The 14495-nt window shown below is 62.6% G+C and carries 15 protein-coding genes; 10 read left to right on the top strand and 5 right to left on the bottom strand.

The window, feature by feature from the left end; genetic code table 11:
* The first annotated feature begins 38 nt into the window (after positions 1–38).
* The 3 genes from WIR04_RS10245 to ttcA all read left to right on the top strand — a co-directional run bounded on the left by WIR04_RS10245 (position 39) and on the right by ttcA (position 2853).
* A complete protein-coding gene (locus WIR04_RS10245) occupies positions 39–794 on the top strand; it encodes an FNR family transcription factor (protein WP_025327016.1) in 756 nt (251 codons plus the stop codon).
* A gap of 135 nt (positions 795–929) precedes the next feature.
* A complete protein-coding gene (gene uspE, locus WIR04_RS10240; protein ID WP_025327017.1) occupies positions 930–1877 on the top strand; it encodes a universal stress protein UspE in 948 nt (315 codons plus the stop codon).
* Between the two features lie 67 nt (positions 1878–1944).
* A complete protein-coding gene (ttcA, locus tag WIR04_RS10235; RefSeq protein ID WP_025327018.1) occupies positions 1945–2853 on the top strand; it encodes a tRNA 2-thiocytidine(32) synthetase TtcA in 909 nt (302 codons plus the stop codon).
* 72 nt (positions 2854–2925) lie between these two features.
* Here ttcA and WIR04_RS10230 read toward each other — a convergent pair whose 3' ends face one another.
* Both WIR04_RS10230 and WIR04_RS10225 read right to left on the bottom strand, forming a co-directional pair.
* Complete coding sequence (locus WIR04_RS10230; RefSeq protein ID WP_338892376.1) at positions 2926–3603, bottom strand: DUF2987 domain-containing protein; 678 nt, start codon at positions 3601–3603, stop codon at positions 2926–2928.
* Positions 3604–3619: 16 nt separating this feature from the next.
* Entirely contained in the window at positions 3620–4378 is a 759-nt protein-coding gene (locus tag WIR04_RS10225) for a hypothetical protein (RefSeq protein ID WP_234676800.1), read from the bottom strand.
* Between the two features lie 278 nt (positions 4379–4656).
* Here WIR04_RS10225 and WIR04_RS10220 point away from each other — a divergent pair, with 278 nt between their 5' ends.
* From WIR04_RS10220 to WIR04_RS10190, 7 genes are all read left to right on the top strand, one after another.
* Complete coding sequence (locus tag WIR04_RS10220) at positions 4657–5274, top strand: glutathione S-transferase family protein (RefSeq protein WP_338892374.1); 618 nt, start codon at positions 4657–4659, stop codon at positions 5272–5274.
* Between the two features lie 208 nt (positions 5275–5482).
* Positions 5483–5902 carry a D-ribose pyranase gene (gene rbsD / locus WIR04_RS10215; RefSeq protein WP_168235131.1) on the top strand — a complete coding sequence of 140 codons (420 nt, stop codon included), beginning with the start codon at positions 5483–5485 and terminating at the stop codon, positions 5900–5902.
* Positions 5903–5920: 18 nt separating this feature from the next.
* A complete protein-coding gene (gene rbsA, locus WIR04_RS10210) occupies positions 5921–7444 on the top strand; it encodes a ribose ABC transporter ATP-binding protein RbsA (protein WP_307765381.1) in 1524 nt (507 codons plus the stop codon).
* A complete protein-coding gene (rbsC, locus tag WIR04_RS10205) occupies positions 7441–8406 on the top strand; it encodes a ribose ABC transporter permease (RefSeq protein WP_025327024.1) in 966 nt (321 codons plus the stop codon). Before rbsA ends, rbsC begins: the two co-directional genes overlap by 4 nt.
* Positions 8407–8427: 21 nt before the next feature.
* Positions 8428–9303: a ribose ABC transporter substrate-binding protein RbsB gene (gene rbsB, locus WIR04_RS10200; protein ID WP_025327025.1), complete on the top strand. Its 876-nt coding sequence runs from the start codon at positions 8428–8430 to the stop codon at positions 9301–9303.
* Positions 9304–9407: 104 nt separating this feature from the next.
* Entirely contained in the window at positions 9408–10340 is a 933-nt protein-coding gene (gene rbsK, locus WIR04_RS10195; protein WP_338892367.1) for a ribokinase, read from the top strand.
* On the top strand, positions 10340–11368 hold the full coding sequence (locus WIR04_RS10190; protein ID WP_338892365.1) for a substrate-binding domain-containing protein: 1029 nt from the start codon (positions 10340–10342) through the stop codon (positions 11366–11368). Before rbsK ends, WIR04_RS10190 begins: the two co-directional genes overlap by 1 nt.
* Positions 11369–11431: 63 nt before the next feature.
* Here the strand turns inward: WIR04_RS10190 and WIR04_RS10185 are convergent, their stop codons facing one another.
* From WIR04_RS10185 to cobB, 3 genes are all read right to left on the bottom strand, one after another.
* Positions 11432–13090, bottom strand: a complete 1659-nt coding sequence (locus WIR04_RS10185) for a GGDEF domain-containing protein (RefSeq protein WP_338892363.1) — start codon at positions 13088–13090, stop codon at positions 11432–11434.
* Entirely contained in the window at positions 13087–13569 is a 483-nt protein-coding gene (locus WIR04_RS10180) for a hypothetical protein (protein WP_338892361.1), read from the bottom strand. Before WIR04_RS10180 ends, WIR04_RS10185 begins: the two co-directional genes overlap by 4 nt.
* A gap of 85 nt (positions 13570–13654) precedes the next feature.
* Positions 13655–14428: a Sir2 family NAD+-dependent deacetylase gene (cobB, locus tag WIR04_RS10175; protein WP_338892359.1), complete on the bottom strand. Its 774-nt coding sequence runs from the start codon at positions 14426–14428 to the stop codon at positions 13655–13657.
* Between the last annotated feature and the right edge of the window lie 67 nt (positions 14429–14495).

Raw genomic sequence — 14495 nt, 5'->3', positions numbered from 1 at the left:
AAACTTGTTTGATATAAATCAATTATTCATATGAGCCTATGATCCCGGACAAGAAACCTGGCAGACGTATTCAGAGCGGTGGCTGTGCAATTCATTGCCAGGATTGCAGCATCAGTCAGCTCTGCATTCCCTTCACCCTGAACGACAGTGAGCTCGATCAGCTGGACAGCATCATCGAGCGTAAAAAGCCGATCCAGAAGGGTGAGGAATTGTTCAAGGCCGGAGATGAACTGAAGTCGCTCTACGCCATCCGTTCCGGGACCATCAAGTCGTACACCATCACCGAACAGGGTGACGAGCAGATCACCGCCTTCCACCTTGCGGGGGATCTGGTCGGTTTCGATGCCATCCACAAGCAGGCACACCCCTCCTTCGCCCAGGCGCTGGAAACTGCCATGGTGTGCGAGATCCCGTTCGATGTGCTCGACGATCTCTCCGGCAAGATGCCCAAGCTCCGCCAGCAGATCATGCGCCTGATGAGCAACGAGATCATGGGCGATCAGGAGATGATACTCCTGCTCTCCAAGAAGAATGCGGAAGAGCGCCTCGCCGCCTTCCTGCACAACCTCTCGGTGCGTTTCTCCGAGCGCGGCTTCTCCGCCAAGGAGTTCCGTCTCTCCATGACCCGGGGTGACATCGGCAACTACCTTGGCCTCACCGTCGAGACCATCAGCCGTCTGCTCGGTCGTTTCCAGAAGTCTGGCCTCATCAGCGTCAAGGGCAAATACATTACAGTGCTGGATCACGTGGCCCTCGGCGTCATGGCCGGCGCCACTCGCCCTGCCTGCGGCTGATCACCCCTTTCCCCTCTGTTGCCGGATCGGTTCACCCTGAAATTTGATCCGGCACACCTTCCCGTCTCCCCCCTTGGGCTAAGCTGTAATGGCTAAAGAGTTGCCATAATTGGCGTTTTTGCCAAGGAGGAGAACATGGTCAAGTACCGAAACATTCTGGTGGTGATCAACCCGGAAGAGGAGCGCCAGATCGCGCTCGAACGCGCGGTCAAGGTCGCCGAGCTGGACGAGGGCGCCCAGCTGACCCTGCTCCTGACGATTTACGACTTCTCGTACGAGATGACCGCCATGCTGTCGGTGGATGAGCGGGAAGAGATGCGCCACGGCGTCATTGCCCAGCGCCGGGAGTGGCTGGACGAGATACTGCAACCCTATCGCGCCAGGGGGCTGGAGTGCGAGATCAAGGTGCTGTGGCACAATAGACCCTTTGAGTGCGTCATCCAGGAAGTGCTGGAGCATCGCCACGATCTGGTGGTCAAGGCGACCCACAAGCACTCCTTCCTGCAAACCTTCATCTTCACCCCCACCGACTGGCACCTGCTGCGCAAGTGCCCCTGCCCCGTCCTGCTGGTCAAGGAGGGTCACTGGCAGCGGGGCGGCAACATCATTGCCGCCATCAACTGCTCAAGCGATGATCTGGAGCAAAAAGTGCTCAATGAGCGCATCACCCGCGAGGGCGTCGCCATCGCCGATCTGCTCGGCTCCAACCTCTATCTGGTCAACACCTACCCCGGCACGCCGGTGAATGTGGCCATCGAGCTGCCGGAGTTCGATCCCAACGCCTACAACGACGCCATTCGCAAGCATCACGAAGATCTGCTGCGAGAGCATGCCGATCAATTCGGCATCAATCACATGTGGACCAAGGTGGCGGAAGGGTTGCCGGAGGAGGTGCTGCCGGACATGGCGGACGAACTCAAGTCTACCCTGATGATCATGGGGTGCGTCGGTCGTACCGGTCTCTCCGCCGCCCTGCTCGGCAACACCGCGGAGCATGTGGTCGATCGGCTCAACTGCGACATCCTGATCCTCAAACCCGATGATTACAGCTGCCCAGTAGATGACAGGCGTCATCCTGCATAAGCGTTTCTTGCCCTCCCCCGGGACATGGCTATAATAAGCCGCTTATTTTTGTCCCGGGTTTGAGGCCATGCTAGAAGAGCTTAACGCCAAAGAGAAATACAGTTTCAACAAGCTGCAGAAACGCCTGCGGCGCAACGTGGGTCAGGCCATCGCCGACTTCAACATGATTGAAGAGGGTGACAAGATCATGGTGTGCCTGTCTGGCGGCAAAGACAGCTTCGCCATGCTCGACATCCTGATGAGCCTGAAGGCCAGCGCCCCCATCCATTTCGATCTCGTGGCCGTCAACCTGGATCAGAAGCAACCCGGCTTCCCCGAGCACGTGCTGCCGGAATACCTGGCCGCCCTCGGCGTCGACTTCAAGATCGTCGAGGAAGACACTTACTCCATCGTCAAGGACAAGGTACCGGAAGGCAAGACCACCTGCGCCCTCTGCTCCCGTCTGCGCCGCGGCATTCTCTACCGCACCGCCCAGGAGCTGGGCTGCACCAAGATTGCCCTCGGCCACCACAGGGATGACATCCTCGAGACCCTGTTCCTCAACATGTTCTACGGCGGCAAGCTCAAGTCCATGCCCCCCAAGCTGGTGAGCGACGATGGCAAGAACGTGGTGATCCGCCCCCTGGCCTACTGCAAGGAGAAGGACCTGGTGCGCTACGCCGAGGTCAAGGCCTTCCCCATCATCCCGTGCAACCTGTGCGGCTCCCAGGAGAACCTGCAGCGCAAGGCCATCAAGCAGATGATGCAGGACTGGGATCGCCGCTTCCCCGGCCGGATAGAGACCATGTTTACCGCCATTCAGGACGTGATCCCGAGCCACCTGCTGGATCACAAGCTGTTTGACTTCAAGAGCATCAACCGCGACTCCGGCATCATAGATGGCGGCGACAAGGCATTCGATCCACCCGAGCTGCCGACCGCGCCCCTGCTCAACATCGATGAGATGGATGTGCTGGATGTGATAGAGGTGCGTTGAGCGCCCTGCCAGCCACCACGAAAAAGGAGCGCCATGCGCTCCTTTTCTTTATCTGTCTGGCACCCGCCGTCTTCAGCCTTTATGCAACCAGGGAGTCAGTCGCAGTATCTCTCCCTCAAGCTGCAACTTGCCCGCCGCGAAGTCCGCGAGTTGCTCGTTGCGAAGCAGCAGCTGACCATCCTGCCAGGGGAGAGGCTGCTGACGGGCACCGTCGATGAGGTAGGCGGTGCCGCTCGGCTGCACCAGGGTCACTCGCACCCCCGCCATGTCCGGCAGGAAGTGCTTGCCGACCATGCCGGCCAGCTTGTCCAGCAGCGACTGCATCTCCTGCTGGCGTGCCACCACCTCGCTCACCCTGAACCCCGGACCATCCGATGCAGGGGGCGCATCGGCCATCACCTGCACCGACATGTCGCAGGCGGCATGTGGTTCGGTCAGCTCCACCACCACGGTCGCCTTGTCGAGATTGAGATCGTCGTCATAGGGCAGCCGCAGCTCGCTGTCTATGGTCACCTCGGCGGCAACGTCCCTGTCCAGGGTCGAGACCCGGGCCGAGGCGAGCCCGCAGCGCTGGCCACTTTGCGGGTCGGTCAGATAAAACCCCAGCCTGGCATCACCAAACTCGCCCTTGGCAAAGGTCTTCATCTGGCTGTAGAAGGTGCTGTATTGCAGATCCAGCGAGGGCGCCGCCACGCACAGCACCGGCACTATCAGCAGACTTGCAGCCATGCCATGTCGAACCAGCTTCATATGCAATCCTTTTGCATCAAGCGTTGAAATGATCGGGCCCTTGCCCGGTGGCGGCATTGTCCGCCACTTCGGTCACCTCCACGGCGACCCCGCACAGATCCCGATAGAGGATCCCCTTGAGGTTGAAATAGAGGGGGGCCACCCAGATAAGGCCTATGCCCATGGGGATGATGGCCAGGAAAAACAGCGCCAGCATGACGCCATGCAACAGCACTATGCTGGGCCAGCCGCGGGCGAACAGCTTGAGGGAGACCAGGATGGCCTGGGCCGGCGACAGGCCGCGCTCCAGCACCAGGGGCACGGTGAACACCAGCCCCATGCCCACCAGGGCTGAGGGAATGAAGGCCAGCATCACCGGCAGGCCCAGCATTTCAAACAGAGGGCCGAACAGGCTGGTGATGAGGCTGCCCAGCAGGCTCAGGGAGCCCAGACGCAGGAAGTGACGGAAGAAGTCGAACACCTGGTTCGGCCGGGCCCGCACCCCCACCGACTGCTGCAACCCCAACATGTCGAGGGAAGAGGTCATGGGAGACATGATGACGGTGATGAGCAGGCTCAATATCAGGGCCATGTCCATGTCACCCCCTTCCTGGGCGACATAGGGGGCCAGCAGGGTGTTGCTCAGCAGGATCCAGATCGCCATGACCCCGGCGATGGCCAGCGTCAGACCGAAACCGGTGCGGCGGGTCTGTTGCCAGGCCTCTTTCAACACCCCTTGCAGGTCCAGACGGTATCCCTGGCTGAGGGACTGTTCGAGGGTTCCACCGATCCGCATTCTATTACTCAATTGACTATCCAACATTCAAAAGCGACTGTTCCAAGGTGGCACATTATAGCGGTTTGACCGGGCATGCGTAGTCGTTTTTCCTGTTATCTTCCGTTCAGAAAGCCATTGATTTCACTGACAAGCAGGCTGTCGCGCTCCCCTCTGCCAGCCCCCAGCTCGCCTGGCTTGGCCCTGGCCCGCCATGGGCGTAGGATGGATGGCCAAGACTCGACAGACTCGCTCTCTCGCGCACTTCATCCCGGATCACCCACACAAGGAAAGCTGCAATGTCCGAACTGACGCTCTATCTCGCCCCCGGTACCTGTGCCATGGCGGTGCGCATCGCCCTGGTGGAAGCCGGTGCCCCGCACCAGATCAAGCGCCTCGATCTCGCCGCCGGCGAGCAACGCACCCCCGCCTACCTTGCCATCAACCCCAAGGGGCGGGTGCCGGCCCTGGTGACGGAGCGCGGCGTGCTGACCGAAACCCCGGCCCTGCTGCTCTACGTGGCCCAGCGTTTTCCCGATGCGGGGCTCGCCCCCCTGGACGATCCCTTCCTGCTGGCCAGGATGCAGGAGGTGCACAGCTTCCTCGCCTCGACGGTGCACGTCTCCCATGCCCATGGCCGCCGCGGCAGCCGCTGGGCCGATGACGAGCACGCCATCGCCGCCATGAAGGCCAGGATGCCCCAGAACATGCGCGAGGGTTTTGCCGAGATAGAGCACCACTATCTGGCCGGCCCTTGGGTGCTGGGGGAGCGTTTCAGCCTGGCCGACGTCTACCTGTTCGTGGTGGCCAGCTGGCTCGAGAGCGATGGGGTCGCCATCGACGAGTTTCCCAAGGTGGCGGCCCATACCAGGCGTATGCTGGCGCGCCCCGCCGTGCAACAAGCCCTTCTCCTCTGACCCTTTCTTTCCGTGGTACGGGTGCTCTTCTGGCACCCGTTTTTCCCTCCTACGGCCTGATCACTGAGATCGTTTTCACATTTTCGTCATCTGTTCCTAGACCCCTTAACGGTTAGCGCCTATCTTTCGCCTCAACGACGCAACCGGTTGCGTAACCGGTTGCCCAGATAAATATCGATATGCGGTCCCCATGCCGCCGAGGTGTTGTATGAAACGAGGCAAGCTGCTCAATGCTCCCCTGAGTGCCCTGGTGGCACAGATGGGCCATACCGACGAGATCACCGTCTGCGATGCGGGCCTGCCCATTCCGGCGGGGCCTGAGCGCATCGATCTGGCGCTGATGGCGGGCACTCCCAGCCTGGGCACAGTGCTGACCGCCCTGCTCACCGATCTGGTGGTGGAGAAGGTGATCATGGCGAGCGAGATTAAACTGATCAGCCCGGATGCCCATCAGGCGCTGGTTGCGCAGCTAGAAGCCCACGCCTTGGCTCAGGGCAAGCCCATCACCATCGAATACTGCCAGCACGAGGCGTTCAAGACCCGCTCCCGCCAGAGCAAGGCGATCGTGCGCAGCGGCGAGGTGACTCCCTACGCCAACCTGATCCTCTGCGCCGGTGTGGCGTTTTAAGCCTTGAAGGAATCAGCCATGAGTACAACCCCCTCGCCCATTCTGGAGCTCACCGGGATCGTCAAGACCTTCCCCGGTGTCCGCGCCCTCGACGAAGCAGGTCTGCGAGTCTATCCGGGCCAGGTGATGGCCCTGCTCGGTGAAAATGGCGCCGGCAAATCCACCCTGATGAAGGTGCTGACCGGCATCTATCAGGCCGATGCGGGTACCGTCAGCTATCGCGGCCAGCCGGTTCACTTCAAGGGGCCGCGCGACTCCCAGGATCAGGGGATCAGCATCATCCACCAGGAGCTGAACCTGCTGCCGGAGTTGTCGATTGCTGCCAACATCTTCCTCGGCCGCGAGCCGCGCACCCGCTTTGGCAACATAGACCACAAGCAGTTGCGTGAGCGGGCAAGCGGCCTGCTGGCCCGTCTCGGGGTCAAGCACGGACCTGACACCCGGCTCGGGGATCTGTCGATTGGCGAGCAGCAGATGGTGGAGATCGCCAAGGCGCTGTCGTTCGATGCCAGCGTCATCATCATGGACGAGCCCACCGATGCCCTGACCGACACCGAGACGGAGCAGCTGTTCGTGGTCATCCGCGAGCTGCGTGAGCAGGGTTGCGGCATCGTCTATATCTCCCACCGTCTCAAGGAGATCTTCCAGATCTGCGACAGCGTCACAGTGCTGCGTGACGGCAAATGGATCGGCGAGCAGGCGGTGAGCGAGCTGGACGAAGACAGGATCATCGAGATGATGGTGGGTCGCCGGCTGGAGGAGCAATATCCGCGCCTCGTGCGCGAGCTCGGTCCCGTCAGCCTGCAGGTGAAAGATCTGGCCGGTCCCGGCGTGCGCGGGGTGAGCTTCTCCCTGCGCCAGGGGGAGATCCTCGGCTTCAGCGGCCTGATGGGCTCTGGCCGTACCGAGCTGATGAAGCTCATCTATGGCGCCAGCCCCATTAGCAGTGGCGCTGTCGAGGTCGATGGCAAGGTGCTGGTACCGCGCACCCCGGCTGACGGTCTGGCCGCCGGCATCGCCTATATCTCCGAGGATCGCAAGGGAGACGGCCTGGTGCTGGAGCTCTCGGTGCGTGAAAACATGAGCCTCTGCGCCCTCGGCGAGTTCATCAGTCACGGCAAGATTGACGGCAAGGCCGAGCGCCAGGCGGTGAGCGACTATGTGCGCCTGTTCAACATCAAGACCCCGAGTCAGGATCAGCTGATAAAGCTGCTCTCAGGTGGCAACCAGCAGAAGGTGGCCATCGCCAAGGGGCTGCTGACAAGGCCCAAGGTACTGATCCTGGACGAGCCGACCCGCGGCGTCGACGTGGGGGCCAAGAAGGAGATCTACCAGCTCATCAACCAGTTCAAGAAGGAGGGGATGAGCATCATCCTGGTCTCCTCCGAGATGCCGGAAGTGCTCGGCATGAGTGATCGCATCCTGGTGATGCACGAAGGGCGCATCAGCGCAGAGTTCAACACCCGCGAGGCCAATCAGGAGAAACTGATGGCGGCGGCAGTCGGCAAACAGTGGCAAGCAGAGCAAGAGGCAGCACAATGACAACCCAAACCCTTCCCCGCCGTGGCGTCATGAGCAAGGCCTGGTGGATCGAGAACAAATCCCTGGTGGCGCTGCTGGTGCTGATCGGCGTGGTCTCCTTCCTGAGCCCCAACTTCTTCACCGCCGACAACCTGCTCAACATACTGCGCCAGACCTCGGTCAACGCCATCATGGCGGTCGGCATGACGCTGGTCATCCTCACCGCCGGCATCGATCTGTCGGTCGGCTCCGTGCTGGCCCTGTGCGGCGCCCTGGCGGCGACCATGGTGGCCATGGAGCTGCCGATCTGGCTGGTGGTGCCCCTCACCCTGGGGGCCGGTGCCCTGCTTGGCGGCGTCAGCGGTCTCATCATCGCCAAGGGCAAGGTGCAGGCCTTCATCGCCACCCTGGTGACCATGACGGCCCTGCGCGGCGTGACCATGGTCTACACCGAGGGGCGTCCCATCTCCACCGGCTTCAGCGACGGCGCCGATCACTTCGCCTGGCTGGGTACCGGCTACCTGTTCGGCCTGCCTGTGCCCATCTGGCTGATGGCCATCGTCTTCCTGCTGGCCTGGTACCTGCTCAACCACACGCGTCTCGGCCGTTACATCTATGCCCTGGGCGGCAACGAGTCGGCCACCCGCCTCTCCGGCATCAACGTTGCCCGGGTCAAGCTCGCAGTCTACGGCCTGTGCGGCATGCTGTCGGCTCTGGCCGGGCTCATCGTCACCTCCCGCCTCTCCTCGGCACAGCCGACCGCCGGCATGGGGTACGAGCTGGATGCCATCGCCGCCGTGGTGCTGGGTGGTACCAGCCTGATGGGGGGCAAGGGCCGCATCATGGGGACCCTCATCGGGGCCCTCATCATCGGTTTCCTCAACAACGCCCTCAACCTGCTCGACGTCTCGTCCTATTACCAGATGATCGCCAAGGCCAGCGTCATTTTGCTCGCCGTGATGATCGATAACAAAAGCAAGTAAGCACACACAAGGAATGAAATGATGAAAAAGCTCAATACCCTGCTCGCTGCCGCCATCATGTCCGTGCTGGGTACCGCCCAGGCCGCCGATCACACCCTGGCCATGGTGGTCTCCACCCTCAACAACCCCTTCTTCGTCACCATGAAGGAGGGGGCCGAAGCCAAGGCCAAGGAGCTCGGTTACGAGCTGGTGGTACTCGACTCCCAGAATGACCCGGCCAAGGAGCTCTCCAACGTGGAAGATCTCACCGTGCGCAAGGTCAACGCCATCCTGATCAACCCCACCGACTCCGAAGCCGTAGGCAACGCCATCCGCCTGGCCAACAAGGCCAATATCCCGGTGCTGACCCTGGACCGCGGCGCGGCCCAGGGTGAGGTCAAGGCCCACATCGCCTCCGACAACGTGGCGGGCGGCAAGCTGGCCGGTGACTTCATCACCGAGAAGCTGGGGGCCGGCACCAAGGTGATCCAGCTCGAAGGGATCGCCGGTACCTCGGCCGCCCGTGACCGTGGCGAAGGGTTTGCTCTGGCCGTTGCCGCCAACAAGCTGCAGGTGCTGGCTTCCCAGCCCGCCGACTTCGACCGTACCAAGGGTCTGAACGTCATGGAGAACCTGCTGGCGGCCCACCCGACAGTGCAGGCTGTGTTCGCCCAGAACGACGAGATGGCGCTGGGTGCCATCCGCGCCGTGCAGGCGGCCGGCAAAGAGGTGATGATCGTCGGCTTCGACGGCACCGACGATGGCAAGGCGGCGGTGGCCAAGGGTAAACTGGCCGCCACCGTGGCCCAGCAGCCGGCGCTGATCGGTGCCATCGGCGTGGAAACCGCCGACAAGGTGCTCAAGGGTCAGCCGGTGGAGAAATCCATCCCGGTACCGCTGCAAATCGTCAGCAAGTAAGCAGACGGGGGAGGCTCGCCTCCCCCTTTGCCTCCTATGCGCAGGCAGAGCCTCCCGGCTTGGGCTCACTCAAGCCAAGATGTTCTCAATCAAGGGTGATCGATATGAATCGTCTCGTAGTTCTCGGCAGCGTCAATGCGGATCATGTGCTGCGCGTCCCCCACTTTCCCCGTCCCGGTGAAACCCTGACCGGCCACAGCTATCAAGTCGTTCCGGGTGGCAAGGGAGCCAACCAGGCGGTGGCCGCCGCCCGCCTCGGGGCCGCCGTCTCCTTTATCGCCCGCATCGGCGATGACGCCATCGGCCACCAGATGAAAACCGGTTTTGCCAACGACGGCATCGACGTCAGCGCCGTCGAACTCGACGACAAGCTCCCCACAGGTATCGCCATCATCTATGTGAGCGACGAGGGGGAGAACAGCATAGGCCTCTCCACCGAGGCCAACGGCGCCCTCGACACCGCCATGGTCAAGCGCCATGAGTCCCTGATCGCCGGCGCCCACACCCTGCTGCTGCAACTGGAGGTACCGCTCGACAGCGTGCTGGAGGCGGCCCGTCTGGCCCGCGCCCACGGCACCCGGGTGGTTCTCAACCCGGCGCCCGCCCAGCCGCTCTCGGCCGATCTGCTGGCGCTGGTGGATCTCATCACCCCCAACCAGACCGAGGCCGAGTTGCTGACCGGGGTCAAGGTGAGCGACGAGGCGAGCGCGGCAGAGGCGGCGGCCCGTTTCCACCAGATGGGGATTGCGGACGTGATGATCACCCTGGGCTCCCAGGGGGTCTATTGCAGCAACGGCCAGCAGCAGGCGCTCATTCCGGGCTTTCGGGTCGAGGCGGTGGACACCACGGCCGCCGGCGACACCTTCAATGGCGCCCTGCTGGCCGCCGAGCTGGCCGGTGCCGATTTCAAGGCCGCAGTGCGCTTCGCCCACGGGGCGGCAGCCCTCTCGGTGACCCGTTTCGGGGCCCAGAGCTCCATACCGGGCAAGCAGGAGGTCGACACCTTCCTCCAGTCCCAAGCGGCGCAGGGACACTGATGGCCAACATCAAGGAGGTGGCGGCGCGGGCGGGGGTCTCCACCACCACAGTCTCCCACGTCATCAACGAAACCCGCTTCGTGGCAGAAGAGACCCGGGAGCGGGTCTTCAGTGCCATGCGGGATCTCAACTACGCCCCCAGCCTGGTGGCCCGCAGCCTCAAGGTGAAGGAGACCAACAGCATCGGCATGCTGGTCACCACCTCCAGCAACCCCTTCTTCGCCGAGGTGGTGCGCGGGGTGGAGCGCTACTGCTTCGAGCAGGGCTACAACCTGATGCTGGGCAACACAGAGGGGCAGGCCGAGACCGCCCTCTCCTACCTCAAGATGATGCTCAGAAAACGAGTGGATGGCCTGCTTATCATGTGCAGCGAGGGGCAGCAGGAGGTGTTCAACCAGCTCGACTGGCTCAAGAGCCTGCCGGTGGTGGTGATGGACTGGGGCATGGAGAGCAAGGAGGTGGATCTCATCGCCGACAACTCCCATCGCGGCGGCTATCTGGCGACCCGTCACCTGCTGGCCCTCGGCCACACCGATATCGGCTGCATCACAGGGCCCCACAGCCGCGCCCCCGCCAACCAGCGCCTGGCAGGCTTCGAACAGGCGATGCAGGAGGCGGGGCTGACCGTCAATCCCGGCTGGATCCAGGAGGGGGATTTCGACTGCGCCAGCGGCTTTGCCGCCATGGAGCGGCTGCTTGCCCTGCCTGCGCGCCCCAGCGCCCTTTTTGTGTGCAACGACATGATGGCCATGGGGGTCATCAGCGCCGCCCACCAGGCGGGGCTTGTCATTCCGCGGGATCTCTCCCTCGTCGGCTATGACAACGTGGCACTGGCCCAGTATATGTCTCCGCCGCTGACCACCATCAATCAACCCAAGGAGGAGCTGGGTCGCCTCGCCGTCACCCGGCTGCTGGCAAGGATCAATGGCGAGCAGATTGACAATCGTATGATCACCGTGGACCCTGACCTGGTGATCAGAGACTCCTGCGCCCCCTTGTCGTCCTCCACTACCCCCCAGCAGCACTGATTTTCGCACAATGACAAGGGCGGCCTCGGCCGCCCTTGTCATTCTCGATCCATCACCACCAGGTCAACGGGGCTCCCGCTGTCTCCTTATCTCCCCTTCCTGCGCCTCTGCCGGACAGCCCAGGCGCAGCAGCCCCAGTTGCTGCGCCAGGGGCTGCAGCAAGGCATCGTGATCCGAGGGTTCGGGCAGCCAGTAGCGTACCGGCCAGCCCGCTCGCAAGAGTACGGGGACCCGACTGCCCAGTTCACGCAATGCCAGCACGCAGCCGCGCTGGCTCAGTTTCTCCAGCAGCAGGACATCCTCCGTCAGGGTCGGCAGCGCCAGGATGAGCGTCCGCTCTCCCAGAGGTGGCAGATAGGCAAGCACATGGGTCAGCTGGGATTGCTGATGGAGCACCAAGAGCAGCGGCAGCCGCTGTTCGGCGTCCGTCAGCAGCCGCGCCACCACAGGGCCCAGGATACCGCGCTCCTGCATCCAGTCCATGTCGCACACCTGCTGCCCCACCCTCCAGCGCAGGCTGATGCCCAGCACCTGTTGCCCCCGCTCGTCTTCCAGGGGCTCTGAGACGGTCTCCAGCGGCGAGGGCGCCGCCCCCGCCAGCCACTCCCGCAGTTGATGCAGCTGACGCTGCCCCATGTGCAAGGAGGCCTTCATGGCCGGCTGGTACCAGATCAGGGTCGCATTGTCCCGCTTGGCCTGGTTCAACGCCAATATGGCCTGCTCCAGCAGCTGATCCGCATCCTCTCCCTCAATGGCCCTGGCAACCCCGAAGCGGCAGGCCAGATCGAAGCTGCTCTCCCGGGTCACGAACTCGAACTGCAGCAGGCTCACCATGGCCTCCATCTCGGCTTCGAGGCCGGGCTGCTCGCCGGCCAGGACCACGGCAAATTCATCCCCCCCCAGCCGGTAGGCCCGACCTGGATAGACTTGCCGCAGCCTCGCCGCGACCGCCTGCAGCAGGCGATCACCCACCTGGTAGCCGAGCAGATCATTGACCTGCTTGAATCGCTTCAGATCCAGCACCACCAGGGCCTGGACACGGCCACGCTGCAGGGATTGCCTGAGCTGGCCCTGCAAGGCGCGGCGATTACCCAGCCGGGTCATGGGGTCGAGCAGGGAGAGGCGGCGATTCTGCAGATTGGTGCGGATCAGGGCAAACACCAGCACGCCCCCCATCACCAGCAGGATGAGTTGCCAGATCTGGATCCAGAACAGGCTCTGGCGCAGCTGATTGAGCGAGGCTTCCCGCTCCTGTCCGGAGAGGATCTGATCCCCTATCTGCTCCACCTGGCGGGTCAGCTCGGCAATCCGGGCCTGGGAACGATCGAGGGCTTCCCCCTCCTGCAGCGCACCGGCCTGTATCTGGGGCTCCAGCGCCTTGATCTCGTCAAACAGCCCGGCCAGCACAGTCCCCAGCCCATGACGGGCGCGGGCATCAGCGGTCTCGCTGCTGATCAGGAACACATCCAGCCGATTCCACAGCAGATCGTAATCCAGGCTGAGGGCCTCCATCTCGAGCCCCCCAACCCGATAGAGGCGCAAGCCATAGAGGAAACGCTGGGACTCCAGCATGACCTGACTGATGTTCCAGTGGATGTTGCGATAGAAGATATCGACCAGCTGCTCGTGCCGACTCTGCAGCAGCAGCCCCCAGACGGAGGAGAAGAGAAACAGCAGGGAGATGGCCGCCAGCAGCAGGTTATGACGGTGGCGACGAGTCACGGGATGACCTCGATGCGCACCAGTTGCCACACCATGAAGCTGTGAATGGGGGAGACATCGAATTCAGGGTAATCGGAGAAGGGCATCAGCAGCCAGACGGGACCCTTGTTGCGACGGGTCAGCGGCTTGTCATCCTGATAGCGCACCAGCGTCAGCGGCACCTCGGCAAACGGGGCGAGATCAAACTGCTGCTGATAGCCATTGAGCCCAGTCACCCTGATGTGAGTGACATCCTTGAGCCCCTGCGCCGCCAGCATCGCCTTCAGGGTCGGGCCACGATAGCGGTGAACCCCGGCGGTCCAGGGAGTCGCTGTCTCGAACTCGGTCTGTGGCAAGGCGGCCAGCGCCGCCTCATCCAGGGGGATCTCCCGCTGGTCAGGCAGGATCAAGTGCAACAGTGGTGAAGAAGAGGTTGCCTGAGTGCCAAACGCCGTCAGCACCAGCAGAATTAACGCTATTCCATGCTTGAAAATGTCCATATCCCTTGCGCCAGCTGCATCTTCTATTTTACGGGTCAGTTTGGCGGCTTCATTGAGTCAATGCAACTATGCAGTTGCTCAATAATTATGGCCCACGCATCTCCATCCAGTTATGACCGTCGATCTGTTTGGGCTGATGCACCCCGCAGCTTTGCAGCAATTCGTCCACGAAGGCGGGCACCAGCAGGGAGGCCGGGCCATAGCGCTTCTCGTCAAACTGGCTACCCACTTCGCTTGGCTCCAGGTTGAGCTCGACGGTGTGCGCACCATTGAGGCCTGCCTCATGAACGAACCCAGCCGCGGGATAGACGGCCCCCGAGGTACCGATGGAGATGAAGAGATCGCATTGTGCCAGTGCCGAGTAGATGCGATCCAGCCCGAGTGGCATCTCGCCAAACCAGACCACATGAGGCCGCAGCGGCTGCGGCAACTGGCAGCAGGAGCAGAGCTCGTGCTGGTGGAGCTCCCCGCGCCACTCGATCACCTGCCCCGAGCCCGGGCAGCGCGCCTTGAGCAGCTCGCCGTGCATGTGGATAAGGTGCTTGCTGCCCGCACTCTCGTGCAGGTTGTCGATGTTCTGGGTGACCAGGGTTACTCGCCCCGGCAACAGGCGTTCGAGGCGCGCCAGGGCATAGTGGGCAGGATTGGGGTGGATCTCGGCGCGTTGCAACTGATGGCGCCGCGCGTTGTAAAAACGCTGAACCAGTTCGGGATCCCGGGCGTAGCCCTCCGGAGTGGCCACGTCTTCCACCCTGTGCTCCTCCCACAGGCCGTCGCAGGCCCTGAAGGTCTTGATACCGGACTCGGCCGAGATGCCGGCACCGGTGAGGATCACGATATGTTTGGCTGACTGCACCATGGTTGATTTCCTCCAACGGATCACAGGCTGACCTTAGCACAGCCGGTTGGTCCGGCACATTCGCCCT

The organism is Aeromonas rivipollensis (genome assembly GCF_037811135.1).
GTDB lineage: Bacteria > Pseudomonadota > Gammaproteobacteria > Enterobacterales > Aeromonadaceae > Aeromonas > Aeromonas rivipollensis.
The sequence above is the reverse complement of the archived record's forward strand: the minus strand, read 5'-3'. Positions and strand labels throughout refer to the sequence as shown.